Annotated in this window: 25 protein-coding genes and 1 pseudogene; 20 read left to right on the top strand and 6 right to left on the bottom strand. The window is 65.7% G+C overall.

The features are described from left to right. The first annotated feature begins 145 nt into the window (after positions 1-145). From FAS41_RS12040 to bglX, 6 genes and pseudogenes are all read left to right on the top strand, one after another. Positions 146-1,021, top strand: coding sequence for a PHP domain-containing protein (locus FAS41_RS12040; protein WP_138522479.1), 876 nt, complete (start codon positions 146-148; stop codon positions 1,019-1,021). Beyond that, positions 1,018-1,647 (top strand): L-threonylcarbamoyladenylate synthase, encoded by a 630-nt coding sequence (locus FAS41_RS12035; protein ID WP_138522477.1) that lies wholly within the window; start codon positions 1,018-1,020, stop codon positions 1,645-1,647. The genes FAS41_RS12040 and FAS41_RS12035 overlap by 4 nt, the downstream gene beginning before the upstream one ends. Positions 1,648-1,708: 61 nt before the next feature. Beyond that, positions 1,709-2,923 carry a tryptophan--tRNA ligase gene (locus FAS41_RS12030; protein ID WP_138522475.1) on the top strand — a complete coding sequence of 405 codons (1,215 nt, stop codon included), beginning with the start codon at positions 1,709-1,711 and terminating at the stop codon, positions 2,921-2,923. Positions 2,924-3,254: 331 nt separating this feature from the next. Then, positions 3,255-4,013: pseudogene (locus FAS41_RS12025) on the top strand (segregation and condensation protein A); the annotation flags it as partial. A 212-nt stretch (positions 4,014-4,225) separates the two neighbouring features. Beyond that, entirely contained in the window at positions 4,226-5,257 is a 1,032-nt protein-coding gene (gene scpB / locus FAS41_RS12020; RefSeq protein WP_138522471.1) for an SMC-Scp complex subunit ScpB, read from the top strand. A 217-nt stretch (positions 5,258-5,474) separates the two neighbouring features. Further along, positions 5,475-7,772: a beta-glucosidase BglX gene (gene bglX / locus FAS41_RS12015; RefSeq protein WP_246084867.1), complete on the top strand. Its 2,298-nt coding sequence runs from the start codon at positions 5,475-5,477 to the stop codon at positions 7,770-7,772. A gap of 59 nt (positions 7,773-7,831) precedes the next feature. Here the strand turns inward: bglX and FAS41_RS12010 are convergent, their stop codons facing one another. Further along, the gene (locus FAS41_RS12010; RefSeq protein WP_138522467.1) at positions 7,832-8,620 is read right to left on the bottom strand and encodes a hypothetical protein; all 789 of its coding nucleotides are present in this window, start codon (positions 8,618-8,620) and stop codon (positions 7,832-7,834) included. A 176-nt stretch (positions 8,621-8,796) separates the two neighbouring features. Between FAS41_RS12010 and FAS41_RS12005 the strand changes: the two genes are divergently transcribed. Continuing rightward, positions 8,797-8,979, top strand: coding sequence for a DUF1289 domain-containing protein (locus FAS41_RS12005; RefSeq protein WP_138522465.1), 183 nt, complete (start codon positions 8,797-8,799; stop codon positions 8,977-8,979). Positions 8,980-9,065: 86 nt separating this feature from the next. Here FAS41_RS12005 and gap read toward each other — a convergent pair whose 3' ends face one another. After that, on the bottom strand, positions 9,066-10,070 hold the full coding sequence (gene gap / locus FAS41_RS12000; protein WP_138522463.1) for a type I glyceraldehyde-3-phosphate dehydrogenase: 1,005 nt from the start codon (positions 10,068-10,070) through the stop codon (positions 9,066-9,068). A gap of 128 nt (positions 10,071-10,198) precedes the next feature. Here gap and edd point away from each other — a divergent pair, with 128 nt between their 5' ends. From edd to FAS41_RS11945, 11 genes are all read left to right on the top strand, one after another. Next, positions 10,199-12,025 carry a phosphogluconate dehydratase gene (edd, locus tag FAS41_RS11995; RefSeq protein WP_138522461.1) on the top strand — a complete coding sequence of 609 codons (1,827 nt, stop codon included), beginning with the start codon at positions 10,199-10,201 and terminating at the stop codon, positions 12,023-12,025. 120 nt (positions 12,026-12,145) lie between these two features. Continuing rightward, the gene (locus FAS41_RS11990) at positions 12,146-13,144 is read left to right on the top strand and encodes a glucokinase (protein WP_138522459.1); all 999 of its coding nucleotides are present in this window, start codon (positions 12,146-12,148) and stop codon (positions 13,142-13,144) included. Positions 13,145-13,191: 47 nt separating this feature from the next. Further along, complete coding sequence (locus tag FAS41_RS11985; protein WP_138522457.1) at positions 13,192-13,926, top strand: response regulator; 735 nt, start codon at positions 13,192-13,194, stop codon at positions 13,924-13,926. Between the two features lie 19 nt (positions 13,927-13,945). Continuing rightward, positions 13,946-15,367 (top strand): ATP-binding protein, encoded by a 1,422-nt coding sequence (locus FAS41_RS11980; protein WP_138522756.1) that lies wholly within the window; start codon positions 13,946-13,948, stop codon positions 15,365-15,367. Positions 15,368-15,725: 358 nt separating this feature from the next. Next, a complete protein-coding gene (locus tag FAS41_RS11975; RefSeq protein ID WP_138522455.1) occupies positions 15,726-16,091 on the top strand; it encodes an endonuclease domain-containing protein in 366 nt (121 codons plus the stop codon). A gap of 349 nt (positions 16,092-16,440) precedes the next feature. Beyond that, positions 16,441-17,703, top strand: a complete 1,263-nt coding sequence (locus tag FAS41_RS11970; RefSeq protein ID WP_138522453.1) for an ABC transporter substrate-binding protein — start codon at positions 16,441-16,443, stop codon at positions 17,701-17,703. Between the two features lie 102 nt (positions 17,704-17,805). Further along, the gene (locus FAS41_RS11965; RefSeq protein ID WP_138522451.1) at positions 17,806-18,732 is read left to right on the top strand and encodes a carbohydrate ABC transporter permease; all 927 of its coding nucleotides are present in this window, start codon (positions 17,806-17,808) and stop codon (positions 18,730-18,732) included. Further along, on the top strand, positions 18,725-19,570 hold the full coding sequence (locus FAS41_RS11960; protein WP_138522449.1) for a carbohydrate ABC transporter permease: 846 nt from the start codon (positions 18,725-18,727) through the stop codon (positions 19,568-19,570). The genes FAS41_RS11965 and FAS41_RS11960 overlap by 8 nt, the downstream gene beginning before the upstream one ends. An 11-nt stretch (positions 19,571-19,581) precedes the next feature. Beyond that, a complete protein-coding gene (locus tag FAS41_RS11955; protein WP_138522447.1) occupies positions 19,582-20,742 on the top strand; it encodes an ABC transporter ATP-binding protein in 1,161 nt (386 codons plus the stop codon). Positions 20,743-20,813: 71 nt separating this feature from the next. Next, positions 20,814-22,172 (top strand): carbohydrate porin, encoded by a 1,359-nt coding sequence (locus FAS41_RS11950; protein ID WP_138522445.1) that lies wholly within the window; start codon positions 20,814-20,816, stop codon positions 22,170-22,172. Between the two features lie 332 nt (positions 22,173-22,504). Then, on the top strand, positions 22,505-23,341 hold the full coding sequence (locus FAS41_RS11945; protein ID WP_017516670.1) for a D-hexose-6-phosphate mutarotase: 837 nt from the start codon (positions 22,505-22,507) through the stop codon (positions 23,339-23,341). Positions 23,342-23,508: 167 nt separating this feature from the next. Here the strand turns inward: FAS41_RS11945 and FAS41_RS31325 are convergent, their stop codons facing one another. From FAS41_RS31325 to FAS41_RS11935, 3 genes are all read right to left on the bottom strand, one after another. Further along, positions 23,509-23,637, bottom strand: coding sequence for a hypothetical protein (locus FAS41_RS31325; RefSeq protein ID WP_017516671.1), 129 nt, complete (start codon positions 23,635-23,637; stop codon positions 23,509-23,511). Positions 23,638-23,710: 73 nt separating this feature from the next. Next, complete coding sequence (locus FAS41_RS11940) at positions 23,711-23,899, bottom strand: hypothetical protein (protein ID WP_138522443.1); 189 nt, start codon at positions 23,897-23,899, stop codon at positions 23,711-23,713. 10 nt (positions 23,900-23,909) lie between these two features. After that, complete coding sequence (locus FAS41_RS11935) at positions 23,910-24,347, bottom strand: hypothetical protein (RefSeq protein ID WP_138212820.1); 438 nt, start codon at positions 24,345-24,347, stop codon at positions 23,910-23,912. 235 nt (positions 24,348-24,582) lie between these two features. Between FAS41_RS11935 and FAS41_RS11930 the strand changes: the two genes are divergently transcribed. Both FAS41_RS11930 and FAS41_RS11925 read left to right on the top strand, forming a co-directional pair. Beyond that, positions 24,583-25,017: a PGDYG domain-containing protein gene (locus tag FAS41_RS11930; protein ID WP_138522441.1), complete on the top strand. Its 435-nt coding sequence runs from the start codon at positions 24,583-24,585 to the stop codon at positions 25,015-25,017. 155 nt (positions 25,018-25,172) lie between these two features. After that, positions 25,173-26,078 (top strand): YihY/virulence factor BrkB family protein, encoded by a 906-nt coding sequence (locus FAS41_RS11925; RefSeq protein ID WP_138522439.1) that lies wholly within the window; start codon positions 25,173-25,175, stop codon positions 26,076-26,078. Here FAS41_RS11925 and FAS41_RS11920 read toward each other — a convergent pair. Further along, complete coding sequence (locus FAS41_RS11920; RefSeq protein WP_138522437.1) at positions 26,075-26,626, bottom strand: hypothetical protein; 552 nt, start codon at positions 26,624-26,626, stop codon at positions 26,075-26,077. The two genes, FAS41_RS11925 and FAS41_RS11920, sit on opposite strands and share 4 nt — an antisense overlap. Between the last annotated feature and the right edge of the window lie 74 nt (positions 26,627-26,700).

Here is a 26,700-nt window from a genome sequence, read left to right as displayed (position 1 = left end):
AAGAGCCATCCGCCCAACGCTGCGTCAGATCATGGTTTCAATCCATTGCCGCGGGAGCGTTGGCACAGAAGCGTCTATACAGAAAGCTATCCCGACAGAAATCCATTCCGACACCAAGCCACCCCCTGTATTCCCTGGAAGCCCCATGCGAGTCGATCTGCACTGCCACAGCACCGCGTCCGACGGACAGCTCAGCCCGACGGCCCTGGTCGAGCGTGCCCATGGGCGCGGCGTGCGCGTGCTGGCGCTGACCGACCACGACACCCTTGACGGCCTGCCCGAGGCGCGTCGCGCCGCGCAGGCGCTGGGCATGGAGCTGGTAGACGGCGTCGAGGTGTCCTGCACCTGGGGCGGGGCGACCATTCATGTGCTGGGCTACGGTTTCGACGTGACGGCCGAGCCGCTGGTGAAGGCGCTGGACGACCTGCACCGTGCCCGCTGGACCCGCGCCGAGGAAATCGGCAGGCGCCTGGAGGCCAAGGGGATGCCCGGCGCCTTCGAGGGCGCGCGGGCGATCCAGGCCGAACTGGGCGACAGCGAGAACGCCCCGGCACGCCCGCACTTCGCCGAGTTCCTTTTGCGCCAGGGCTACGTCAAGGACCGCGCCGAGGCCTTCCGCAAGTGGCTGGGCGCCGGCAAGCTGGGCGACGTCAAGCAGCACTGGCCAAGCCTCTCCGACGCCGTCGGCACGCTGCGCGCGGCGGGCGCCTGGATCAGCCTGGCGCATCCCTACCAGTACGACTTCACCCGTACCAAACGGCGCAAGCTGGTGGCCGACTTCATCGCCGCAGGCGGCCATGCGCTGGAGGTCTGCAACGGCCCGCAGCCGGCCGAGCAGGTCGGCGTGCTGAGCATCCTCGTCCGCGAATTCGGCCTGATGGTCACTGCCGGCAGCGACTTCCACGGCCCTAGCGACTGGTCGGAGCTGGGCCTTTACCGGAGCGTGCCGGAAGACCTGCCGCCGCTCTGGCCGCGCTTCGCCAGCGCCGAGAACGCCATCGGGATCAAGGAGACTCCATGAGCCAGTTCTTTCAGATCCACCCGGAAAATCCCCAGGCGCGCCTGATCAAGCAGGCCGTGGAGATCGTCCGCCAGGGTGGGGTGATCGTCTATCCCACCGACTCGTCCTACGCGCTGGGTTGCCGCATCGGCGAGAAGTCTGCCGTGGAACGCATCCGCCACATCCGCCGGCTGGACGACAAGCACAATTTCACCCTGGTCTGCCGCGATCTGTCCGAGCTCGGCCTCTACGCCAAGGTCGACACCGGCCTGTTCCGCCTGCTCAAGGCGCACACGCCCGGCCCCTACACCTTCATCCTCAATGCCACCCGTGAAGTGCCGCGCATGCTGCTGCACCCCAAGCGCCGCACCATCGGCCTGCGCGTGCCGGCCTGCCCGATCGCCCTGGCGCTGCTGGAGGAACTGGGTGAGCCGCTGATGAGCGTCAGCCTGATCCTGCCCGGCCAGAGCGAGCCGCTGAACGATCCGTACGAAATGCGCGATTCGCTGGAACACCTGGTCGACCTGATCATCGACGGCGGTTTTGGCGGCGGCGAGGCCTCCACCGTGATCGCCCTGACCGACGAAGACCCGGTGGTCGTGCGCGTCGGCTGCGGCGACCCGGAACCCTTCATGGTCAACGCCTGAACACGCCCGGAGTGCTGGCTATACTCCCTCGTCCCATCGCCGAACCCGCGAGGTTGACCGCTTGACCAGCGTCGAATCCCTGCGCCGTGTGCTGTCCGGCATGCGCCCCACCGGGCGCCTGCACCTGGGGCATTACCATGGCGTGCTGCAGAGCTGGGTGAAATTGCAGCACGAGTACGAATGCTACTTCTCCATCGTCGACTGGCACGCCCTGACCACCGAGTACGACGAGACCGCGAGCATTCGCCAGCACGTGCGCGACATGGCCATCGACTGGTTGGCGGTGGGTGTCAGTCCCAGCGCCGCGACGATGTTCATCCAGTCCCAGGTGCCCGAGCATGCCGAGCTGCACTTGTTGCTGTCGATGATCTGCCCGCTGTCCTGGCTGGAGCGCGTGCCGACGTACAAGGAGCTGCAGGAGAAGCTCAGCCACAAGGACCTCTCGACCTTCGGCTTCCTCGGTTACCCGCTGCTGCAGGCTGCTGACATCCTGATCTACCGTGCCGGCCTGGTGCCGGTGGGCTCGGATCAGTTCGCCCACGTCGAATTCACCCGCGAGATCGCCCGCCGCTTCAATCACCTGTACGGCGGCGAGGTGGACTTCGAGGACCGTGCCCAGACCGCCATCGCCCGCCTGGGCAAGAAGACCGGCAAGCTCTACAGCAGCCTGCGCCGCGCCTGGCAGGAGCAGGGCGACGCTGAGGCGCTGGAAACCGCACGTGCGCTGCTCATGGAGCAGCAGAGCCTGACCCTGGGCGACCGCGACCGGCTGTTCGGTTACCTCGAAGGCAGCAGCCGGGTGCTGCTGCCCGAGCCGCAGACCCTCACCAGCCACGCGCCGAGGATGCCGGGGCTGGACGGGCAGAAGATGTCCAAGTCGCACCACAACACCATTGCCCTGCGCGACAGCCCCGCGGTAATCGAGGAGAAGATTGCGCGCATGCCCACTGACCCGGCGCGCGTGCACCGCCGCGATCCGGGCGATCCGGAGCGTTGCCCGGTGTGGCAGTGGCACCTGATCTACTCCGACGACGGCTGCCGCCAATGGGTGCAGGAAGGCTGCCGCAGCGCCGGGATCGGCTGCCTCGACTGCAAGCGACCGCTGATCGAATCGATCCTCCACGAACTGGTGCCGATTCAGGAGCGCGCGCTGGATTATGAGGACAACCCCGAACTGGTGCGCAGCATCCTCGCCGAAGGCGCCGAGCGAGCCCGCGAGGCCGCGCGGGAGACGCTGGTGGAGGTACGCCATGCCATGGGGCTTTCCTACCGTTGAGCGCTGAGTTTTGTAGGAGCGAGCTTGCTCGCGAACCCGGCTCCGCTGCCGGGGCCTGTTCGCGAGCAAGCTCGCTCCTACAGAAGAACCTTTCGTGCAGCGGGATGCGACCCCGTCCATCCCTTGCGCCAAAAGCCTCTCCCGCTGCCGGCAAAAGCAGGGATAATGCCGCCTTCGAACCCCAGCGCCTGACGAGTGGCCGATGAGTGACCTGACCGAGCCGGAAGCCCCCTCCGCCGCCCCTGAATACCAGGTGCCGGTACAGCTGGCGCTCGTCTACGGCGAGGCCCTGACGGAGATGCCGCAGGACCTGTACATCCCGCCGGACGCCCTGGAGGTCTTCCTCGAAGCCTTCGAAGGCCCGCTCGACCTGCTGCTCTACCTGATCCGCAAGCAGAACATCAACATCCTCGACATCCCCGTGGCGGAGATCACCCGCCAGTACATGGGCTATGTCGAGCTGATGAAGTCGGTGCGCCTGGAGCTGGCCGCCGAGTACCTGGTAATGGCTGCCATGCTCGCCGAGATCAAGTCGCGCATGCTGCTGCCTCGCTCGGCCGAGTCCGAGGAAGAAGAGGAAGACCCGCGTGCCGAGCTGATCCGTCGCCTGCAGGAGTACGAGCGTTTCAAGAAGGCTGCCGAAGACCTCGACGAATTGCCGCGCCTGGGCCGCGACTATGTAGTGCCCACCGTCGCTGCACCGGATGCGCGGGCACGCAGGCTGCTGCCGGAAGTGGACATGCAGGAGCTGATGCTGTGCATGGCCGAGGTGCTGCGCCGCGCCGACCTGTTCGAAAGCCATCAGGTCACCCGCGAGATGCTGTCCACCCGCGAGCGCATGACCGAGATTCTCGAACGCTTGAAGGGCGAGGGCTTCGTGCCTTTCATCACGCTGTTCCGCGTCGAGGAAGGCAAGCTGGGCGTGGTGGTGACCTTCATGGCGGTGCTGGAGCTGGTCAAGGAACAGCTGGTAGAGCTGGTGCAGAACGAAGCCTTTGCGCCCATCCACGTCCGCGCCCGCACGGAAGTGCAGGAAGGCGCCGCCCGTTTCGGGGAAACATCGGAAGACGTGCTGGAGGAGGGCGACGAAGATGTCTTCGAGCCGCGCGAGGAGCCGCCGGCCGAACTGACCTTCGAGGATGGGCACTTCGACGGCCCGGAGGGCGAGGCTGCCCTGGATGAACAACTCGACGGCGAGCCGGAAGACCAGCCACTCTGATCCGCCAGCGTTGCCCTGGCGCCTCGCTTTGAGTAGCTTTCCCGCCTGAACGGCCAATCCTTCCCCTTGACCCGAGCTTCCCGATGAATCTCTCCGACCCGCAAGAACTGGCGACCCTGCTCGAAGGCATCCTCCTGGCTGCCGGCAAGCCCATGTCGCTGGAGCGTCTCGGCGAGCTGTTCGAGGAGGCCGAGCGCCCTGAGCCGCAGCAGTTCCGCGATGCGCTGGCGGTGCTGAGCCTGTCCTGCTCCGGGCGTGCCTTCGAGCTGAAGGAAGTCGCCACCGGCTACCGCCTGCAGGTGCGCGAGAAGTTCGCCTCCTGGGTTGGCCGGCTCTGGGAAGAGCGCCCGCAACGCTATTCCCGTGCGCTGCTGGAGACCCTGGCGCTGATCGCCTACCGCCAACCCATCACCCGTGGCGAGATCGAGGAAATCCGCGGCGTTGCGGTGAACACCCAGATCGTCAAGACGCTGATGGAGCGCGAGTGGATCCGCATCGTCGGTTACCGTGAAGTCCCCGGCCGCCCCGCCATGCTCGCCACCACCCGCACCTTCCTCGACTACTTCAACCTCAAGAGCCTGGAAGACCTGCCGCCGCTGGCCGAGCTGAAACTGATGGAACCCGAGCCGCAGCCGATCCTCGAGGACATGGCACCGGTGGCCAGCCTGCCGAGCCCCGAGGAGTACGACGAGGATTACGTTCCGCCGTCCCTGCAGGCCCTGGCCGACCAGGCCGTGCGCGATGCCGGCGAGGAGCCGGAGCCCGCGCCGCCGGAGGAGCCGAAGGAGGAAACCAGTTTCCGCAGCCTGCTCGCCGAGCTGGACGAGATGGAGCAGGGCCTGAAGACCGATTTCGACGACCTGATCGACCGCCCGCCGAGCGACGACGAAGACACCGGGGTGGACGCCGATTTCAGCGGCGTTCATGCGCTGCCGGAGGTTGAGCCGCAGGGCGAAACCGAAGCACCTGCCCAGCCCGAAACGGAATCCGAGCCTGAAGCGGCCGCGGCACCGCCGGCCACCGCGCCGGTGGAAGACGAATGGGATGAAGAGCGCGCCCTGCGCGAAGCCATGCTCGAGGAAATGGAGTTCAATGCGCGCAATCGCGACCATTGAACCCAGGTTTTGGCGCATTTGACCGAGGCTTTCCAGCCGTTCGGTGATTGACTTCCGCCCTCGGCGCGACGACCTTATGTGCCGCGTTCGCAAGGCGCTGGCGGCAACACCCGGGGATGCCGCCCGATCAACCGCCCTGACGACGTCTCTCGACAACATTCCACAGTGGCCTGGCGCCTCGCGCAGGCTGCTGAGTACCCATATGAAAAGAACTCCAATCAGCCGTATCTGCTGGCTCGGCCTCCTGCTGGGCCTGAGCAGCGCTTCGCTTTCCGCCGCCCAGGCGCCTGCCGCCGCACCCGCCGTGCCGCTGGCCGGCCAGTCGAAGGAGGCCTTCCTCGACAGCCTGATGCAGCGCATGACGCTGGAAGAAAAGATCGGCCAGCTGCGCCTGGTCAGCGTCGGGCCGGACCATCCCAAGCCGGTACTGCTGAAGGAAATCGCCGAAGGCACCACCGGCGCGGTGTTCAATACCGTGGTTCGCCCGGGCATCCGCGACCTGCAGGACGCGGCCATGAAGAGCCGCCTGAAGATCCCGCTGTTCTTCGCCTATGACGTGGTCCACGGCCACCGCACCGTGTTCCCCATCGGCCTGGGCCTGGCGGCGAGCTGGGACCTGGCCGCCATCGAGCGCAGCGCCCGCGTCTCGGCCATCGAGGCCAGCGCCGACGGCCTCAACCTGACCTATTCGCCCACCGTCGACATCGCCCGCGATCCGCGCTGGGGCCGTGTCTCCGAAGGCTTCGGCGAAGACGCCTGGCTGACCAGCAAGGTCGCCGCCGCGGTGGTCAAGGGCTACCAGGGCAAGGGCCTGAACCAGCCGGAAACCATCATGGCCGGGGTCAAGCACTTCGCCCTGTACGGTGCTGGTGAAGGCGGCCGCGACTACAACACCGTGGACATGAGCCCGCAGCGCATGTTCCAGGACTACCTGCCGCCGTACCGTGCGGCCATCGACGCCGGTGCCGGCGCGGTGATGGTCTCGCTGAACAGCATCAACGGTGTGCCGGCCACCGCCAACAAGTGGCTGCTGCAGGATCTGCTGCGCAAGCAGTGGGGCTACAAGGGCCTGACCCTGAGCGACCACGGCGCGGTGCTGGAGCTGATCAAGCACGGTGTGGCGGCCACCGAGCGCGACGCCACCCAGGCAGCGATCAACGCCGGCGTCGAAATGAACATGAACGACGACCTCTACGGCAAGCACATGCCCGAGCTGCTCAAGGCCGGGCTGATCAGCCAGGACGAGATCGACCGTGCCTGCCGCGACGTGCTCGCCGCCAAGTGGGACATGGGCCTGTTCCAGGACCCGTACCGCTACCTGCAGGGCAAGGACCCGGTGGACACCGACGCCGAGGAGCGCCTGCACCGCGCCGACGCCCGCGAGATCGCGCGCAAGGGCATGGTCCTGCTGAAGAACGAAGGCGGCGTGCTGCCGCTCAAGCGTGACGGCGTGATCGCCCTGATCGGCCCGCTGGCCGACAGCAAACGTGACGTGATGGGCAGCTGGTCCGCCGCCGGCAAGGCCTTCCAGGCCGTGACCGTGCTCGAAGGCATGGGCGCCGCCACCCGTGGCCATGCCGCGCTGCTCTACGCCAAGGGCGCCAACGTCACCGACGACCCGGAGATCGTCAAATACCTCAACGAGTACAGCGAAGACGTGAAGGTCGACTCGCGCAGCCCGAAAGCCATGATCGACGAGGCCGTCGAGAAGGCGAAGCAGGCTGACGTGGTGGTGGCCGTGGTCGGCGAATCCCAGGGCATGGCCCACGAGGCGTCGAGCAAGACCAACCTGCATATCGCGCAGAGCCAGATCGAGCTGCTCAAGGCCCTCAAGGCCACCGGCAAGCCGCTGGTACTGGTGCTGATGAACGGCCGGCCGATGGACCTGCGCTGGGAAAGCGCCAACGCCGACGCCGTGCTGGAGACCTGGTTCAGCGGCACCGAGGGCGGCAACGCCATCGCCGACGTGCTGTTCGGCGACTACAACCCGTCGGGCAAGCTGACCATGACCTTCCCGCGCTCGGTGGGCCAGGTGCCGATCTACTACAACCACCTGAACACCGGCCGCCCGTTCGACCACGAGCACCCGAACAAGTACACCTCGCGCTACTTCGATTCGGAGAACGGCCCGCTGTACCCCTTCGGCTACGGCCTGAGCTACACCGACTTCAGCGTCTCGGACGTGAAGCTGTCGGGCAGCAAGCTGAAGAAGGGCGACCAACTGACTGCCAGTGTGACCGTGAAGAACACCGGCAAGGTCGCCGGCGAAACCACCGTGCAGCTCTACCTGCGCGACGTCGCCGCGTCCATCAGCCGTCCGGTCAAGGAGCTCAAGGGCTTCAGCAAGATCCTGCTGCAGCCGGGCGAATCGAAGGTGGTGCAGTTCCCGATCCGCGAAGAAGACCTGCGCTTCTACGACAGCCAGCTGCGCTATGCCTCGGAGCCGGGCGAGTTCAAGGTCTACGTCGGCCTGGATTCGGACAACGTGAAGGAGCAGAGCTTCACGCTGCTCTAAACGCTACTCGCTGCTGTAATCGAAAACGCCACGGCTGGCCCAGCCGTGGCGTTTTACTGTCAGGCGGCTTTTACCGACCTGCGGGTGTGCAAGCCGATCAACCAGCGCATCGCGCCCTGAACCAGCAACGCCAGCAACGCCAGCAACGCCGCCTCGGCAAAGCTGGGCAGGCTGGCGTTGTCCGGCAGGCGCAATGCCAGCCACAGGCAGAAGGCTGCGAAGGCCGGGCGCCCGGTGACCATGCCGCGCAGCAGGGTGATGACAAAGCCCGCGCCGTGCAGGCGCTGCGACGACACGCAGAGCACGATGGAGAGCAGCGGGAACACCGCCAATAGACCGCTCCAGCTTGGCCCGGCCCGGCCGGCGAGGGCGGTGACGGCTACTGTCAGCAGCGCACCGGCCAGCATGCGCAGGCTCAGTTCGAAGCGGCCCAGCGCAGCGACCGTGGCGGGAAGCTCAGCACGAGGCATGAACAGCTGACTGGTCAGTGCGCCCAGCGCCGCAGCCATCAGCGCCCAGAAGGGCAGGGCGGGCATCTGCGTCAGTCCCCAGGCGGCTATCAGCCAGGCGAGCATGGAACCGGTCAGTGCCAGAGGCCAACGATAGCGTCGGCACAACCAGGCATAGGCGAAGTTGAAGGCCTCCGAGGCGAAGATTGCCGCCAGCGCCAGCAACGCAGTCCGGGCGCCAAACTCGCGGCCGTGCTCCACGGTGATCAGGTAGAGGATGGGCCCGGCAATAGCCGGGAGGGCGGCCAGGCAGCCGGCGATGGTCGGCCCCCACCAGCGCCCGGCAAGGGACACCAATAGCAGGAACAGCGGAACCAGGGTGAGCTTGAGGGCGAGCATCAGCGAAGCCGGAAAGCGTGGAGGGCGGATTCTAGCAAGGCGCGCGCCCTTCGATTGCCCGCTTCGATAACCCGCGTCGATGGCGCCGATGGGAAAATCGAGTTGGACCTTGGCCGTTAGCGGGTGTCCATTGTGCAGGCCCACTGACGTTCACCCATCGAGGCGAGAGGAAGTCCGTGAAGAGTCCGTGCATCAAGGTCTGCGAGTTCGAACAGGGCATTTGCCTGGGTTGCGGTCGCAGTCGCGAGGAAATCAAGGCGTGGAAGCGCGTCGATCACCTGGGCCAGGAAGCGATCCTGGCCGAGGCGGACATGCGCCTGCTGGTGCTGGAGGCGCAGGGGAAGCGGCTTTATCGCTGATTGAAAGGCCGTTCGCGAGCAAGCTCGCTCCTACGAAGAGCCCGGACTGCAGACCTGTAGGAGCGAGCTTGCTCGCGAACCTCGCTTCACCCCCGCGCCGCAGCCATCGCCCGCGCCGTATCCAGCATGCGGTTGGAGAACCCCCACTCGTTGTCGTACCAGGCCATCACCTTCACCAGCCGGCCGCTCACCCGTGTGTGGTTGGCGTCGAAGATGGCGGAGCGCGGGTCGTGGTTGAAGTCCACCGACACCAGCGGCTGGCGGTTGAAACCGAGGATCGCCGAGGTCTCGCCGGCTCGCTCCATCAGTTCGTTGATCTCCTGCGCGCTGGTGTCGCGGGCGACCTGCAGCGTGAGGTCCACCAGTGACACGTTGATCACCGGCACCCGCACCGCCAGGCCGGTCAGCTTGCCCGCCAGTTCCGGCAATACCAGGCCCACCGCTTCGGCGGCGCCGGTCCGGGTCGGGATCATCGACTGGGTCGCCGAACGCGCGCGGTACGGGTCGCTGTGGTAGACGTCGGAGAGATTCTGGTCGTTGGTGTAGGCATGAATGGTGGTCATCAGTCCGTGCTCGATGCCCAGCTCGCGGTGCAGCACCTGGGCCACCGGCGCCAGGCAGTTGGTGGTGCAGGAGGCATTGGAGACGACCTGATGTTCCGTGCGCAGGATGTTGTCGTTGACGCCGAACACCACCGTGGCGTCCACGCCTTGGCCGGGAGCGGAGATCAGCACCTGCCGCGCGCCGGCGGCCAGGTGCGCAGCGGCCTTGTCGCGAGAGGTGAACAGGCCGGTGCACTCCAGCACGATATCCACCCCCAGCGTCTTCCACGGCAGGTCGGCTGGATTGCGGATGGCCGTGACGGCGATGCGGTCGCCCTCTACCCTGAGGCTTTCGGCGTCATGCTCGACGTGGCCGGTGAACTGCCCGTGCACGCTGTCGTACTGGAACAGGTGGGCGTTGATCGCGGCGTCGCCGAGGTCATTGATCGCCACCACTTGCAGGTGCTGGCGGTAGGCGCCCGAGTAGAGCGCGCGGAGCACGTTTCGACCGATGCGGCCAAATCCGTTGATAGCCAGGCGTATAGTCATGAAGGTCGTCTCTTTTCTTTTGTTGTGGTAAAAACCATTAAATTTCCACGTCGTTGAAAAGTAAACGCCTTGGAATAAACAATTATGTTGTAAAAACAACAACCGATAGTCTGTAGGAGAATGCTGCCATGCACCCCCGTGTGCTTGAAGTCACCCAGCGCATCCAGGCCCGCAGCGCGTCCACGCGACAGCGCTACCTCGATCTGGTCAAGGCAGCCGCCACCAAGGGCCCGCACCGCGGCACGCTGCCCTGCGGCAACCTCGCCCACGGCGTCGCGGCCTGTGGTGATTCCGACAAACAGGCGCTGCGGCTGATGAACCAGGCCAACGTCGCCATCGTCTCCGCCTACAACGACATGCTCTCCGCGCACCAGCCGCTGGAGCGCTTCCCGGAGCTGATCAAGGACGCCCTGCGGCAGATCGGCTCGGTCGGCCAGTTCGCCGGCGGCGTGCCGGCCATGTGCGATGGCGTGACCCAGGGCGAGCCGGGCATGGAACTGTCCCTGGCCAGCCGCGACGTGATCGCCATGGGCACTGCCATCGCGCTGTCGCACAACATGTTCGATGCCGCCCTGTGCCTGGGCGTGTGCGACAAGATCGTCCCCGGCCTGCTGATCGGCTCGTTGCGCTTCGGTCACCTGCCGGTGGTGTTCGTGCCAGCCGGCCCCATGCCCACTGGCATCTCCAACAAGGAGAAGGCCGCGGTGCGCCAGCTGTTCGCCGAAGGCAAGGCCACCCGCGAGGAGCTGCTGGCCTCGGAAATGGCCTCCTACCACGCGCCGGGCACCTGCACCTTCTACGGCACCGCCAACACCAACCAGTTGCTGGTGGAAGTCATGGGCCTGCACCTGCCGGGCGCCTCCTTCGTCAACCCGAACACCCCGCTGCGTGACGAGCTGACCCGCGAAGCCGCCCGCCAGGCCGCGCGCCTGACCCCGGAGAACGGCCAGTTCGTGCCCATGGCGGAGATCGTCGACGAGAAGGCCATGGTCAACTCGGTCGTGGCGCTGCTGGCCACTGGCGGTTCGACCAACCACACCCTGCACCTGCTGGCCATCGCCCAGGCCGCCGGCATCCAGCTGACCTGGCAGGACATGGCCGACCTCTCCGAGATCGTGCCGACCCTGGCGCGCATCTATCCCAACGGCCAGGCCGACATCAACCACTTCCAGGCGGCGGGCGGCATGTCCTTCCTGATCCGTCAGCTGCTCGATGGCGGCCTGTTGCATGAAGACGTGCAGACCGTGATGGGCAAGGGGCTGCGCCGCTACCAGCAGGAGCCTTTCCTCGACGGCGGCAAGCTGGTCTGGCGCGAAGGCCCGGCGGCGAGCCTGGACGAGAACATCCTGCGCCCCATCGACAAGCCGTTCTCGCCCGAGGGCGGCCTGCGCCTGATGGAAGGCAACCTCGGTCGTGGCGTAATGAAGGTCTCCGCTGTCGCGCTGGAGCACCAGATCGTCGAAGCCCCGGTGCGCATCTTCCACGACCAGTCGAGCCTGGCCGCGGCCTTCAAGGCCGGCGAGCTGGAGAGTGACCTGGTGGCCGTGGTGCGCTTCCAGGGCCCGCGCGCCAATGGCATGCCGGAGCTGCACAAGCTCACGCCGTTCCTGGGCGTGCTGCAGGACCGCGGCTTCAAGGTGGCGCTGGTCACCGATGGGCGCATGTCCGGCGCTTCCGGCAAGGTGCCAGCGGCCATCCATGTCTCCCCGGAAGCCCTCAACGGCGGCCCGCTGGCCAAACTGCGCGACGGTGACGTGGTGCGCGTCGACGGCACCACCGGCGAACTGCGCGTGCTGGTGGACGCGGCGGAATGGGAAGCCCGTCCGCTCGTGGAAACGCCGGTCATTGATAACCTCGGCATGGGTCGCGAGCTGTTCGCCTTCATGCGCAATGCCTTCAGCCCGGCGGAGCAGGGCGCCTGCAGCTTCACGGCCGAACTGAACGGTCCGAGCTGACCCGTCCAACGTCCTGTGTGACGGACTGCCTGTCCGTCGCACAGGACGTTTCCGCCGCTGTCCTATGCTGGCATGATCCCGCGCCGCACCTTTCACCCAACTTCCAGGCCCGAGCCCGCGATGAACTCCAATAACGCTCAGTCCTTTTCCAACGGTTTCGCCCTGGTCGGCGACATCGGTGGCACCAATGCCCGCTTCGCCTTGTGGCGCGGTGAAGTCCTCGAATCCATCCAGGTCCTGGCCTGCGCCGACTATCCACGCCCGGAAGACGCCGTGCGCGACTATCTGCAGCGCGTGGGCCAACCGTTGTCGGCTGTCGAAAATGTCTGCCTGGCTTGCGCCGGCCCTGTCGGTGCGGGTGACTTCAAGTTCACCAACAACCACTGGGTGATCCGGCGCGAGTCATTTCGCGCCGAGCTGGGCCTGAGCCACCTGCTGCTGGTGAACGACTTCAGCACCATGGCCTGGGCGGCCTCGCGGCTGTCGGAAGAGCACCTGGTACAGGTGCGTCCCGGCAAGGCGCTGGAAGGCCGCGCCAAACTGATCATCGGCCCGGGCACCGGACTGGGCGTCGGCAGCCTGATGCCGTTGCCGAGTGGCGGCTGGGAAGTGCTGCCCTGCGAAGGCGGTCACGTCGACCTGCCGGTGACCTCCGAGCGCGACTTCGCCCTCTGGCAACTGCTGCGCGAGAAGTACGGCCACGTCTCGGCCGAACGCGTGCTCTCCGGCAGTGGCCTGGAAAACCTCTACCGCATGAGCTGCCAACTCGATGGTGTGGAGCCTGCATGCGCCACCGCCGCCGAGATCGGCGAGCGCGCCATGGCCGGCGATGCCTACGCCGACGCGGTGCTGGAGCACTTCTTCCTCTGGCTGGCACGGGTCGCCGGCAACGCCGTGCTGACGGTCGGCGGGCTGGGTGGCGTGTACATCACCGGCGGCATCGTCCCGCGCTTCCTCGAGCGCTTCCAGCGCAGTGGCTTCGCCGAGGCCTTCCGCAGCCGTGGCAAGACCAGCGGGCCCTACCTCGATCCGGTTCCGGTGTGGGTCATGACGGCGGACCATCCGGGCCTGTTCGGTGCCGGTGTTGCCCTGGAGCAGGCGCTGCGCAACGAAGGTTGATTCCACGCTCCATCCCTGAAGAACAACAAGAACGAAGGACGCCCGAAGTGAACCAGCCTGCCCGATCCATCCTGCTGGTGGACGACGACCAGGAAATCCGCGAGCTGCTGGAAACCTACCTCAGCCGCGCCGGTTTCCAGGTGCGCGCCGTCGCCAATGGCGCGGACTTCCGCCGTGCGCTGTGCGACGAGGAATCCGCCCTGGCGATCCTCGACGTGATGCTGCCCGACGAAGACGGTTTCAGCCTGTGCCGCTGGATCCGCTCGCACCAGCGCCACGCCTGCATGCCGGTGATCATGCTCACCGCCAGCTCCGACGAGGCCGACCGTGTGGTGGGCCTGGAGCTGGGCGCCGACGACTACCTCGGCAAGCCCTTCAGCCCCCGCGAGCTGCTGGCGCGGATCAAGGCGCTGCTGCGCCGCGCGCAGTTCACCCAGGTGCGCGGCGGCGAAGTCATCGCCTTCGACGACTGGCGGCTGGATACCATCAGCCACCGGCTGTTCCACGAGGACGGCGAGGAGCACTTCCTCAGTGGTGCCGACTTCGCCCTGCTCAAGCTGTTCCTCGACAACCCCCGGCAGATACTCGACCGCGACACCATCGCCAGCGCCACCCGTGGTCGCGAGGTGATGCCGCTGGAGCGCATCGTCGACATGGCCGTGTCGCGCCTGCGCCAGCGCCTGCGTGACACTGGCAAGCCCGCTCGACTGATCCAGACCGTGCGCGGCAGTGGCTACCTGCTGGCCGCCCAGGTTCGCCCACACCTCGCCGGCCATGAGTGAACGCCGTCGCTGGGCCCTGGTGCCGCGCTCGCTGCTCGGTCGCATGCTGTTGCTCACCCTGCTGGCGGTGTTGATTGCCCAGGGTCTGTCGAGCCTGTTCTGGATTTCCCACCTGCGCACCAGCCAGCGCGACGGCCTGCTCACCAGCTCTCGCAGCCTGGCCTACTCCATGGCCGCCAGCGTCAGCTACTTCCGCTCGTTGCCCATCGGCTACCGTCCCTTGGTGCTCGACCAGTTGCGCAGCATGGGCGGCACGCGCTTCTTCGTCTCGCTCAACGAGCGCCCGCTGAACCTGCGCGCGTTGCCCGACACGACGAACAAACAGGCGGTGATCGACATCGTGCAGGACGTCCTGCACCAGAAGCTGGGCAAGGACGTCGAGCTGCAGGTGGAATTCGTCAGCCCCGATGACCTGCGGCTGTTCAACGGCGAGCTGAAGCTTGAGGAACTGCCGCGTTCCTGGGCGCACTATGCGCTGACCCTGGAGCCGGTGAACCCGCCGGTACTGGTCACGCAGATTCGTATCGGTGAAAGCGAGTGGCTGTACATCGCCAGCCTGATGCCGGCGCCGTACGTCACCCTGGAGCCGGAAGGCCTGCCGCCGCAGCAGGTGATTTCCATCGCTTTTACCAGCCTGCTGTTGCTGCTGTTCACCGGCCTGCTGGTGCACTGGCAGAGCCGCCCGCTCAAGCGCCTGGCCCGCGCGGCCCGTGACATCGCGGTCGGCAGCCCGGACCAACCGCTGGAGGAGAGCGGGGCGAGCGAGCTGGTGGAAGTTTCCCGAGCCTTCAATACCATGCGCGAGCGCATCGACCGTTATGTCAACGAGCGTGGCCAGTTGTTCAGCGGCATCTCCCACGACCTGCGTACACCCATCACCCGCCTGCGCCTGCGGGTCGAGCTGTTGGAGGATGAGCAGGCGCAGGAGAAATTCAGCCACGACCTCGACGAGCTGGAGCTGCTGGTGAAGGGCGCGCTGCAATGCGTGAAGGATACCGACATCCACGAGAACATCGAGCCGGTGGACCTCAACCAGTTGCTGCAATACGTCGCCGGCCCCTACATCGCCGATGGCCGCGTCGAGGTGCTTGGCGCCGCGCTGGAGGCCTATCCGGGCAAGCCGCTGGCGCTCAAGCGCTGCATCGGTAACCTGCTGGACAATGCGCTGAAGTACGGCGAGCGCGCGCAACTGAGCATCGAGGACGATGCCGATGCCGTGGTCCTGCACGTCGACGACCAGGGCCCCGGCGTGCCGGAACAGCGTCTGGAGAAAGTCTTCGAGCCGCGCTTCCGCCTCTCCGAGCGCGGCCAGGGGTACGGGCTTGGCCTGGGCATCGCGCGGAACATCGCGCACACGCACGGTGGCGAAGTCACCCTGCAGAACCGACGCGAGGGCGGGCTGCGGGTCACGTTGCGCTTGCCGCGCCTGGAGGTGGAGTAGGGCGCTCTGTTTCCGGCGGACACTTCGGAGTGCATGGATACCATTGCCCTCTCCCTAACCCTCTCCCTGAAGGGAGAGGGGACCGTTCGGAGCGGGCGCGGACAATGGGGTTCTCCCGAAGCAATTGCCTGTATGAGTGCAGCACCTACAGACCGCTCGGAAAGCTCCCTCTCCCTGAAGGAAGGGAGCTCTTCGGTATGATCCCGGACAATGGAGTTCGCCCGAAGCAATTGTATGTATGAGCGCAAACGCCCACAGCCTGTTCGGAAAGCTCCCTCTCCCTTCAGGGAGAGGGCTGGGGAGAGGGCGGTGGGTGGTGGCACTAGCCTCCAGCAGTACTCCCGCTGGAGCTCCGCCAATGTCATCCCACCTCACCCAATATTCAAAACAACTCCGCACAGACCAGACCGAAGCCGAACGCGCCCTCTGGCACCATATACGGGGCCACCGCTTCCTCGGCCTGAAATTCCGCAGGCAGAAAATCATCGGCCCCTACATCGTCGATTTCATTTGTCACGAACGCATGTTGATCATCGAACTGGATGGTGGGCAGCATCTGGATTCTTCCACCGACCGTGAGCGTGATGCTTGGCTCAAGAGCAGGGGTTTCACGGTGCTGCGTTTCTGGAATCATGATGTGCTGTTGAAGATGGATTCGGTGCTGGAGGCGATACGACTGATGCTCGAATCGGACTCCGTGCCCTCGCCCCAACCCTCTCCCTGAAGGGAGAGGGGGCCGCTCGGAGCGAGAGGCGAGGCCTCGGCGTCAGCCGGCTCCCCATAGATAGTTGGAAGCTGCGACGGCATCAGGCGAGCTGCATACCTGGCACGGCTGAGGACAGCTCCCTCTCCCTTCAGGGAGAGGGCGGGGGAGAGGGTGGTGGGGCGGAGTTCAGTACCCCAGGACACATTCGAAAACGCTCACCCAATACAGCGCTTCACAGCAAGCCCAAATGTCACCGAGCGGTGACAATCAAAGATCGCTTCGTTACCCGGAGACCGGAATGCCTTGGATAGACTCGGACCATCGCAAGCGCAGACTTGCCTCCAATAACAAGAACAAGGTGCTCCCCATGAATGCGATCCGTCGCCTGTCGGCCGCCATCTGTCTGTCCTCTTTCTGTCTCTCCCCCCTGCTGGCCCACGCCGGTGAAGTCGAAGTGCTGCACTGGTGGACGTCGCCCGGTGAAAAGCGCGCCGCCGAAACCCTGAAGAAACTCGTCGAAGCCAAGGGCCACACCTGGAAGGACTTCGCCGTTGCCGGTGGAGGTGGCGAGGCGGCCATGACCGTGCTGAAGACCCGCGCCGTGTCCGGTAATCCGCCGGCCGCCGCGCAGATCAAGGGGCCGGACATCCAGGAGTGGGGCGAGCTGGGCCTGCTCGCCGACCTCAACGACGTCGCTGCCGAGGGCAAGTGGGACCAACTGCTGCCGCCGCAGGTGGCGCAGATCATGAAGTACAAGGGCGACTATGTGGCCGTGCCGGTCAACGTGCACCGTGTCAACTGGCTGTACATCAACCCGGAAGTCTTCAAGAAGGCCGGCGCCACGCCGCCGACCACCCTGGATGAATTCTTCGCCGCCGCCGACAAGCTCAAGGCTGCCGGCTTCACGCCGCTGGCCCATGGCAGCCAGCCGTGGCAGGACGGCACCCTGTTCGAGAACCTGGTGCTCAGCAAGATGGGCCCTGAAGGCTACCGCAAGGCCTTCGTCGAGCTGGACAAGGAAACTCTCACCGGCGCGCCGATGGCCGATGTCTTCGCCGCGCTGAAGAAGCTGCACAGCTATGTCGACGCGGACGCTGCCGGTCGCGAGTGGAACGTCGCCACCGGCATGGTCATCAATGGCAAGGCCGGCATGCAGATCATGGGCGACTGGGCCAAGAGCGAGTTCACCGCTGCCGGCAAGGTGGCGGGCAAGGACTACCAGTGCCTGCCTTTCCCTGGCACGCAGAAGGCCTTCGACTACAACATCGACTCCCTGGTGATGTTCAAGCTGAGCAACGCGGAGAATCGCAAGGCACAGGAAGACCTGGCCCGCGCGGTACTCGACCCAGCCTTCCAGAAGGACTTCAGCCTGAACAAGGGTTCGATCCCGGTGCGACTGGACGTCGACATGACGCCCTTCGACAGCTGCGCCCAGCAGTCGATGAAGGACTTCAAGGCCGCCTCCGCCGACGGCAACCTGGTGCCGAGCATGGCCCACAGCATGGCTGCCTCCAGCTACGTGCAGGGCGCGATCTTCGACGTGGTCACCAACTTCTTCAACGACCCCGCCGCCGACCCGCTGAAGGCCGCGCAGCAACTGGGCGCCGCCATCCAGGCCGCCGCGCAGTAAGGCGCTCGCCGGCTCCGTGATGGAGCCGGCTTCCTGATTCCCCAGAGCGATTCCGGGCCGCCACGGCAGTCCGGGCGGGCTCACTCATCCTCGAGAAAGCAGATGGCGACCCAATCTCCGACTTTTCCACCCGCCGCCAGTCCGCGCGCTTCGCTGCTCGATGGCCTGCAGGCCTGGCTGCCGAAGCTGGTGCTGGCCCCGAGCATGCTCGTGGTGCTGGTCTGCGTGTACGGCTACATCGGCTGGACGCTGCTGCTGTCCTTCACCAATTCGCGCTTCATGCCGGCCTACACCTGGGCCGGCCTGAGCCAGTACCTGCGCCTGTGGGACAACGACCGCTGGTGGGTGGCGAGCAAGAACCTCCTGCTGTTCGGCGGCCTGTTCATCGGCGTCTGCCTGGTGCTGGGCGTGTTCCTCGCGGTCCTGCTGGACCAGCGCATTCGTCGCGAAGGCTTCATCCGCACCGTGTACCTGTACCCCATGGCGTTGTCGATGATCGTCACCGGCACCGCCTGGAAGTGGCTGCTCAACCCCGGCCTGGGCCTGGACAAGCTGCTGCGCGACTGGGGCTGGACGGGCTTTCGCTTCGACTGGCTGGTGGACCCGGAGCGGGTCGTCTATTGCCTGGTGATCGCCGCCGTTTGGCAGGCCTCGGGTTTCGTCATGGCGTTGTTCCTCGCCGGCCTGCGCGGGGTCGACCCGGCCATCGTACGTGCCGCCCAGGTCGACGGCGCGAGCCTGCCGACCATCTACCTGCGCATCGTCCTGCCGAGCCTGCGCCCGGTGTTCTTCAGCGCGCTGATGATCCTCGCGCACATCGCCATCAAGAGCTTCGACCTGGTGGCCGCGATGACCGCCGGCGGGCCCGGCTATTCCTCCGACCTGCCGGCGATGTTCATGTACGCCCACACCTTCACCCGCGGCCAGATGGGCCTGGGCGCGGCCAGCGCGATGCTGATGCTGGGCGCCGTGCTGGCCATCGTCGTGCCGTACCTGTACTCCGAACTGCGAGGCAAGCGCCATGACTGATGCGACCCTCAAACCCGCCTTCAGCTTCAGTCGCCTGGCGGTGTACGCGACCCTCTGGGGCGCCGTGGCGCTGTACGTGATCCCGCTGCTGGTGATGCTGCTGACCAGCTTCAAATCACCCGAGGACATCCGTAACAGCAATCTGCTGGCACTGCCGGAGGTGTTCACCGCGGTCGGTTGGTTGAAAGCTTGGGGCGCAGTGGGCGACTACTTCTGGAACTCGGTGAAGATCACCGTGCCGGGTGTACTGATCTCCACTTTCATTGGCGCCATGAACGGCTACGTGCTGTCGATGTGGCGCTTCCGCGGCTCGCAGCTGTTCTTCGGCGCGCTGCTGTTCGGCTGCTTCCTGCCGTTCCAGGTGATCCTCCTGCCGATGTCCTTCACCCTCGGCAAGCTGGGCCTGGCCAACACCACCACCGGCCTGGTGATGGTCCATTGCATCTATGGCCTGGCCTTCACCACGCTGTTCTTCCGCAACTACTTCGTGGCGATTCCCGATGCCCTGGTGAAGGCCGCGCGGCTGGACGGCGCCGGCTTCTTCACCATCTTCCTGCGCATCCTGATGCCCATGTCCACGCCCATCGTGATGGTCTGCCTGATCTGGCAGTTCACCCAGATCTGGAACGACTTCCTCTTCGGCGTGGTGTTCGCCAGCGGCGATGCCCAGCCGATCACCGTGGCGCTGAACAACCTGGTGAACATCAGCACCGGGGTGAAGGAATACAACGTCGACATGGCCGCCGCGATGATCGCTGCGCTGCCCACGCTGGTGGTCTATGTACTGGCCGGCAAGTACTTCGTGCGCGGGCTCACTGCCGGCGCCGTCAAAGGTTGAGGTAAGCACCGATGTCCACCCTTGAACTGCACAACCTGCACAAGTCCTACGGCGCCGGCCTGGCGGACACCCTGAAGTCGATCAACCTGTCGATCGATTCGGGTGAGTTCCTGATCCTGGTCGGCCCCTCCGGCTGCGGCAAATCCACCCTGATGAACTGCATCGCCGGGCTGGAGAACGTCACCGGCGGCGCGATCCTGGTGGATGGCCAGGACATCAGCGGCATGAGCCCGAAGGATCGCGACATCGCCATGGTGTTCCAGTCCTATGCGCTGTACCCGACCATGAGCGTGCGCGAGAACATCGCCTTCGGCCTGAAGATCCGCAAGCTGCCCAGGGCCGAGATCGATGCCGAAGTGGCGCGGGTCTCCAAGCTGCTGCAGATCGAGCACCTGCTCGAGCGCAAGCCTTCGCAGCTCTCCGGCGGCCAGCAGCAGCGCGTGGCCATGGGCCGGGCGCTGGCGCGGCGGCCGAAGATCTACCTGTTCGACGAACCGCTGTCGAACCTCGACGCCAAGCTGCGCGTGGAAATGCGCACCGAAATCAAGCTGATGCACCAGCGCCTGAAGACCACCACGGTGTACGTGACCCACGACCAGATCGAGGCCATGACCCTGGGTGACAAGGTGGCGGTGATGAAGGACGGCATCGTCCAGCAGTTCGGCACGCCGCAGCAGATCTACAACGCCCCGGCGAACCTGTTCGTCGCCAGCTTCATCGGCTCGCCGCCGATGAATTTCATTCCGCTCAAGGTGCAGCAGCAGGGCGGCCGGCTGGTCGGTCTGCTGGACAGCGGCCAGGACCGTTGCGAACTGCCGCTGCAACTGGATGCCGGGCTGATCGAGGGCCGCGAGCTGATCCTCGGCGTGCGCCCGGAACAGGTGCAGTTGGCCATCGATGGCGCCAACGGCCCGAGCGACCTGCGCGCCGAAGTCGAGGTGGTCGAGCCTACCGGCCCGGACACCCTGGCCTTCGTCACGCTCAACGGTGCCAAGGTCTGCTGCCGCCTCGCCCCGGACCAGGCGCCGCAGCCGGGCTCTTCGCTGCAACTGCGTTTCGATCCTTCCCGCGCTTTGCTGTTCGACGCGCAAAGCGGCGAGCGCCTGCGTGCCGAGCCCCGCGGCGACGGTGCGAACAAGGTGACGCCGTTGGCCCGACAGAAGCACTCCTGATCTGCATGACTACTGCTTGAAATTCACTGCCTGAAACTACGCTTCAAACCAAGACAACGAGGACGCTGGAGATGCACAAGAACAACAAGAACCGGCCCGCCGCACGAACCCTGGGCTGCCTGCTTGCACTGGGTTGTGTGGGCAACGTCGCCCATGCCGCCGATGCCTTCTCATCCGAGTCCAAGTGGGGCCTGGGTGACTGGGGCGGCAAGCGCACCGAACTGCTGGAGAAGGGCTACGACTTCAAGCTCGACTACGTCGGCGAGGTCGCCAGCAACCTGGGCGGCGGCTACGACCAGCACACCACCGCGCGCTACTCCGACCAGTTCGCCCTCGGCACCCACCTGGACCTGCAGAAGATCCTCGGCTGGGACGCCACCGAGTTTCAGCTGACGGTGACCGAGCGCAGCGGTCGCAACCTCTCCAACGACCGCATCAGCGACCCGCGCGCCGGGCAGTTCAGCTCCGTGCAGGAAGTCTGGGGCCGTGGCCAGACCTGGCGCCTGACGCAGATGTGGATCAAGCAGCAGTACTTCGACGGCGCGCTGGACGTGAAGGTCGGCCGCTTCGGCGAGGGCGAGGACTTCAACAGCTTCCCCTGCGACTTCCAGAACCTGGCCTTCTGCGGCTCGCAGGTGGGCAACTGGGTCGGCGGCATCTGGTACAACTGGCCGGTCAGCCAGTGGGCAGCGCGGGTGAAGTGGAACTTCAACGATGAGTGGTACGCGCAGGTCGGCGCCTACAACCAGAACCCGTCGAACCTGGAAACCGGCAACGGCTTCAAGCTCAACGGCAGCGGCACCAAGGGCACCATCCTGCCAGTGGAGCTGGTGTGGATGCCCAAGGTCGGCGCCCAGCAGCTGCCCGGCGAATACCGCCTGGGCTACTACTACAGTACCGCCGAGGCCGACGACGTGTACGACGACGTCAACGGCAATCCCCTGGCGCTCACCGGCGAGCCGGCCAAGACCCACAGCGGCAAGCACGGCTGGTGGGTGGTGGCACAGCAGCAGGTCACTGCGCACAACGGCGATGCTTCGCGCGGCCTGAGCCTGTTCGCCAACTTCACCGTGCACGACAAGGCCACCAACACCGTCGACAACTACCAGCAGCTCGGCGTCGTCTACAAAGGCCCGTTCGATGCGCGGCCCAAGGACGACATCGGCTTCGGCGTGGCGCGCATCCACGTCAACGACGATGTGCAGGACCGCCAGCGTCTGGTGAACCAGGTCAATGGCATCGACGACTACGACAACCCGCTGTACCAGCCCATCCAGGACACCGAGTACAACGCCGAGCTGTACTACGGAGTGCATGTGACCAATTGGCTCACCGTGCGGCCGAACCTGCAGTACATCCGTCATCCGGGCGGCGTGGACGAGGTCAACAACGCCGTGGTGGCCGGGCTGAAGATCCAGTCCAGCTTCTGATTGCTCCCTGGTGCGAACCTGGCCCGTCCTTGCGACGGGCTTTTTTTGCGCGTTCCCCGGTGCTTGAACGGGGCGGCTTTTCGTAGGAGCGAGCTTGCTCGCGAATGACCTGGCACCGATGTTCGTGTGGTTCGCGAGCAAGCTCGCTCCTGCAGAAGCCAGAGGCGGGCGTACCCGGAGCGGGCGAGGAACCCTTTTTCATTGGCGCGGGCGCTGCGCGTGACTAGGCTTTGCGGTTAGAATCGCCGCCTTTTCTGTAAGATGTAGTGAAACTACAGAGATCTTCACGCCCCGGAATGTCCGGGCAGGGATTGGATCAGGACATTCGGACCATGCTCGAGCATCCGCTTCAGCGCTTTTTTCATTCCATGCGGGGCAAGCGCCCCTTCGACTGGGTGCGCTTCCAGCGTCGCGACCTGCTGCTCATCGACCACCCTCAATGCCAGGCGGTCTTCAGCCGCCAGGGCGCGCAGCTGCTGCACTTCCAGCCGCGCGGCGCGCGCCCGCTGCTGTGGTGTTCCAGCCAGTGGCCGAGCCTGAGCACGGCGCCGATCCGTGGCGGCATCCCGGTCTGCTGGCCCTGGTTCGGCAGCCATCCCACCGAGGCCGACTGGCCCCAGCATGGCTGGGCGCGCCAGCGCGAATGGCGCATGCTCGATGCCTGGGCCGACGATCAGAAAGCAGTGGTCAGCTGGCAGCTGGATATCGAGGACTGGCATGTGCGTCTGGAAGCGCGCCTGGGTCAGGATCTGGATATCGAACTCTCCAGCTACCACGAGGATGATAGCGACTGCCTGTTCAGCTTCGCCCTGCAACCCTACTGGCGCGTGGGATCGCTGCGTCGCTCGGTGGTCCATGGCATGGAACTGGACGGCAAGGCCAGCGGCCTGCCCAATACCTGGGCGCCCCGTGGCGCGGTCAAGCAGGTGCTCTACAACACCGGTTCCCTGGTCCTGGAAGATGCCGGTTGGCAGCGCCGCCTGCGCATCGACAAGAACACCAGCGCCGGCAGCGTCATCTGGCACCCGGGCAGCCGCGCGGTCGAGCAGGTGGAGCCGGGTGAGGCGGAGCGCTTCCTGTGCATCGGCGCTGCCGGTTATCGCGCGGGTGGGCTGATCCTCGCCCAGGGCGAACGCATGCTGCTGAACCTGCGCGCCGGTCTGGTCTGACCGGCTGATTTCAACGGGTTGGCCAAGCTGTAGGAGCGAGCTTGCTCGCGAACCGCTTGGTGCTGTCGTGCCCCGGCGAGCTTGTTCGCGAGCAAGCTCGCTCCTACGAAAAGCAGGGAGGCGGACAGCCCCTCGGCGAGGCCATCCGCGATACGAGGGGTGAACCCTCAGGACGGTTGCTGCGGGGTACCCAGCAGCGACTTGCCGGTTTTCTTCTGCCGCTTGGCCATGCGCTTTTCATGCGCGGTTTTCAGCGGCTTCTTCTTCGCTTGTTTCTTCGCGTCGAGACCTTTCACGAGCCTGTCCTCCAGGGGACGCCCTCGGGCCGAGAGCTGACAGCTTCAGCATAGTCCCGTGGCAGGCGGCCGCTCAGCCGGCGGTCAGGCGTTCCAGTTCGCGCCGCACCATGTTGGCGTAGTGCGGCGGGCTCAGCCGGTAAAGCTCGCCGGCCACCCAGGGCAGCCAGCGGGCGCCGAGCGGGTCGCGTTCGGCCAGCAGGCGCCGGGCTTCGGCCTCGGCGCGCTGGGCGTTTTCCTGGTGGTAGTCGGCGCGGCTCATCGGTGGGGGATCAGGTCTTGGCGCAGCTCAGGGTCTGCGGGTCGATGGTGATGCTGGCCAGCGGCTTGGCGTCGCTGCCGGCGTACTCGTGGGTGACGCTCAGGTGGTGCTCGCGGAAGCGCTGCAGCAGGTCGGGCTGCTGGCAGGTGGTCTCCGAGAGCTGCTTCTTCAGGCCGTTCTCGAACTTGGCGCGGGCGCCCAGGTCCATGGCGTCCAGGCGCAGGTTGGAGATGGCGTAGCGGTAATACAGCATCTTCTTCGCCGGGTCGAGCTGCACGCTGTTGAGGGTGGTCACCTTGTCCACCTGGCGCGGCAGGTTGGACTTGGTCACCTGGTCGAAATAGTCCGCCGACTCCTTGAGGAATTTCGCTTCTTCAGGGGTGTCTTCGGCGTGGACGGCAAGGCTGGTGAGCAACAGGAAGGGCAGGGCGAGACGGGCAAACGGCATGGGAGATTCCTGTACGGCTGATGGGAGTGGAGCGAAGGTGCAGGCTCAACAGGTGCGACAGCCCGGGCATGGCCAGGTTCGCTGGAGTGTGCCGTGACGGCGCGCTCATGGACTGTGAGTGTAGAGCACCGCCAGCCGCTGGCCGCTCGCGGGGCGATTCTTTTGCGGGTAGGCTTGCCACCGGCCTTTCTCCCAGCGTTCCCCCCACCTTTTTCCGCAGGTCCGCAGCCCCGCCATGATCGAACTGACCCAACTCGACCTCCGCTCCGATCTTGCCGCGCAACGCGTGGTGAAGGACGAAACCGTCGCTGTCGAATTCGCCACTACGACAGGCGAATTGATGAGCCTCGAAGGCCCGAACCGTTACGCCGTCGGCGATGCGATCATCAGCGGCGCGACGGGCGAGCGCTGGGTGGTTTCCCGCCAGCGTTTCGATCCGAAATACCGGCCCGCCGACACCGCGCTCGCCCATGGCGAGCCCGGCGCCTACCGCAATATCCCCAGTCCGGTGCTCGCCCGGCGCATGGACGAACCCTTCACCTTATTGCGCTCCGCCGGTGGCGACCGCCTCAGCGGTTCCGCGGGGGACTGGGTCATGCAGTACGCCCCCGGCGACTATGGCGTGGTCAAGGCCGAGCGCTTTGCCAAGGTCTATCGCCTGGCCGACTGAAACCGCCCCCGCTCTGGCCTCCAGGCCTCGCCAGCGGCTATGGTCTGTACTGGCGGGCGCTCTGCGTCGCGCTTTTGTTGCAACTTTGCCGGCGTTGCGCGGGTCCACCCTGCAGCCGCCGGCAGGCGGGACGTTCATCGGGAGGATGGTGCGGGATGCGATTCATGGACATGCGTGGGCTCAGCCTGGGGCCCTGGAAACTGATCAGCCTGACGGTGAAGGAATTCCTCGACGACGAGATGCCTACTTACGCCGCCGCGCTGGCCTACCAGGGGTTGTTCTCGCTGTTTCCCTTCCTGCTGTTCCTCATCGCGCTACTGGGCTTCCTGCACCTGCCGGAGTTCTTCGACTTCCTCCGTCAGCAAGCCGACTACGTGCTGCCGACCCAGGCGCTGGACCAGGTCAATCCGGTGATCGACCAATTGCAGCAGCGCCAGGGCGGCCTGCTGTCCATCGGTATCGTGATCGCCCTGTGGTCGTCCTCGGCGGCGGTGCGCTCATTGATGACAGCGCTCAATGCAGCGTATGACGTGCGCGAGGCGCGCCCGGCGTGGAAGCGCATTCCGCTGTCGCTGTTCTACACCTTCGGCCTGGTGGCCATGTTGATGCTGATTGCCGCGCTGATGATCCTCGGGCCGCAGGTGATGGGCTGGATTGCCGCGAAGGTGGGCCTGGAGGATTTCGTGGTGATTCTCTGGAGCATCCTGCGCTGGCCGCTGATCGTGCTGCTGATGATGATGGCGGTGGCGATCATCTATTACGTCACGCCCAACGTGCAGCAGAAATTCCGCTTCATCACTCCCGGCTCGGTACTCGCCGTGGTGCTGTGGATTTCCGCGTCGCTGGGGTTCGGCTACTACGTGAAGAACTTTGCTGACTACAACGCCATGTACGGCAGTGTCGGCGCGATCATCGTGCTGCTGTTGTACTTCTACATCTCGTCGGCGGTGCTGTTGCTGGGGGCGGAGCTCAACGCGGTGATCGAGCACCATCTGCCTCACGGCAAGGACGAGGGCCAGCGCACCTTCGCCCAGGCCGAACCGACGCCGGACGAGAGTTAGGGCTGCATTGGCCGGTCAGCGACGGCGGGCGGTTCGCTGAGCAGGGAATTGACCAGCGCGGTGGCCTTCTCGAAGGAGGGGTAGCCGCTCTTGGCGACGTCCAGGTTGGCGTAGTCCTCCAGGTACTGTTTCGCCTTCTGCGGATCGGCCTGGTCCACCAGGAAGGGCTCGGACCAGATCTTGTAGAGCAGCGCCACGGCGTAGGGCTGGCCGGCATCGGCGGCCTTCTCCAGTAGCGGCAGCACTTCGTCTACCTGCGGGCCTTCCTTGATCTTCAGCAGCGCCATGTAGAAGCTCGCTTCGCCGCGTACGTCCTTCTCCAGGGAACGGGCGAGCAGGGCCTCGGCCAGCTCGTAGTTGGCCAGGTCACCGCTGGCGATCAGCAGCTTCGCCTGCAGCATGTCGTTCTGGTAGAGCAGGCGCTCCTGGCGGCAGGCCTCGCCGCTCAGCGGTTGGTCGCAGGGATTGCTGGCGGAGGTGGAACAGCCGGCCAGCAGCAGCGGCAGGGCCAGGGCGGCCAGCCGGTAAGGTACGTGTTGCTTGCCCATGCAAGTCCCTCGGGGGCGAATGTCAGGGTTCGACCGGTCGGTGGGCGCGCCGGTTCTGCTCATTGGCGAAAAGC

This window comes from Pseudomonas nicosulfuronedens (assembly GCF_005877905.1).
GTDB classification, from domain to species: Bacteria; Pseudomonadota; Gammaproteobacteria; order Pseudomonadales; family Pseudomonadaceae; genus Pseudomonas; species Pseudomonas nicosulfuronedens.
Note: the sequence above shows the minus strand (reverse complement) of the source record. Positions and strands in the feature narration are given on the sequence as shown.

What these genes read in the sequence shown, in the direction of transcription:
- FAS41_RS12040 (WP_138522479.1), top strand. Translation starts at nt 146, where the DNA reads ATGCGAGTCGATCTGCACTGCCACAGCACCGCGTCCGACGGACAGCTC.
- FAS41_RS12035 (WP_138522477.1), top strand. Translation starts at nt 1,018, where the DNA reads ATGAGCCAGTTCTTTCAGATCCACCCGGAAAATCCCCAGGCGCGCCTG.
- scpB (WP_138522471.1), top strand. Translation starts at nt 4,226, where the DNA reads ATGAATCTCTCCGACCCGCAAGAACTGGCGACCCTGCTCGAAGGCATC.
- FAS41_RS12010 (WP_138522467.1), bottom strand. Translation starts at nt 8,620, where the DNA reads ATGCTCGCCCTCAAGCTCACCCTGGTTCCGCTGTTCCTGCTATTGGTG.
- gap (WP_138522463.1), bottom strand. Translation starts at nt 10,070, where the DNA reads ATGACTATACGCCTGGCTATCAACGGATTTGGCCGCATCGGTCGAAAC.
- edd (WP_138522461.1), top strand. Translation starts at nt 10,199, where the DNA reads ATGCACCCCCGTGTGCTTGAAGTCACCCAGCGCATCCAGGCCCGCAGC.
- FAS41_RS11990 (WP_138522459.1), top strand. Translation starts at nt 12,146, where the DNA reads ATGAACTCCAATAACGCTCAGTCCTTTTCCAACGGTTTCGCCCTGGTC.
- FAS41_RS11975 (WP_138522455.1), top strand. Translation starts at nt 15,726, where the DNA reads ATGTCATCCCACCTCACCCAATATTCAAAACAACTCCGCACAGACCAG.
- FAS41_RS11970 (WP_138522453.1), top strand. Translation starts at nt 16,441, where the DNA reads ATGAATGCGATCCGTCGCCTGTCGGCCGCCATCTGTCTGTCCTCTTTC.
- FAS41_RS11965 (WP_138522451.1), top strand. Translation starts at nt 17,806, where the DNA reads ATGGCGACCCAATCTCCGACTTTTCCACCCGCCGCCAGTCCGCGCGCT.
- FAS41_RS11960 (WP_138522449.1), top strand. Translation starts at nt 18,725, where the DNA reads ATGACTGATGCGACCCTCAAACCCGCCTTCAGCTTCAGTCGCCTGGCG.
- FAS41_RS11955 (WP_138522447.1), top strand. Translation starts at nt 19,582, where the DNA reads ATGTCCACCCTTGAACTGCACAACCTGCACAAGTCCTACGGCGCCGGC.
- FAS41_RS11950 (WP_138522445.1), top strand. Translation starts at nt 20,814, where the DNA reads ATGCACAAGAACAACAAGAACCGGCCCGCCGCACGAACCCTGGGCTGC.
- FAS41_RS11945 (WP_017516670.1), top strand. Translation starts at nt 22,505, where the DNA reads ATGCTCGAGCATCCGCTTCAGCGCTTTTTTCATTCCATGCGGGGCAAG.
- FAS41_RS11940 (WP_138522443.1), bottom strand. Translation starts at nt 23,899, where the DNA reads ATGAGCCGCGCCGACTACCACCAGGAAAACGCCCAGCGCGCCGAGGCC.
- FAS41_RS11935 (WP_138212820.1), bottom strand. Translation starts at nt 24,347, where the DNA reads ATGCCGTTTGCCCGTCTCGCCCTGCCCTTCCTGTTGCTCACCAGCCTT.
- FAS41_RS11930 (WP_138522441.1), top strand. Translation starts at nt 24,583, where the DNA reads ATGATCGAACTGACCCAACTCGACCTCCGCTCCGATCTTGCCGCGCAA.
- FAS41_RS11925 (WP_138522439.1), top strand. Translation starts at nt 25,173, where the DNA reads ATGCGATTCATGGACATGCGTGGGCTCAGCCTGGGGCCCTGGAAACTG.
- FAS41_RS11920 (WP_138522437.1), bottom strand. Translation starts at nt 26,626, where the DNA reads ATGGGCAAGCAACACGTACCTTACCGGCTGGCCGCCCTGGCCCTGCCG.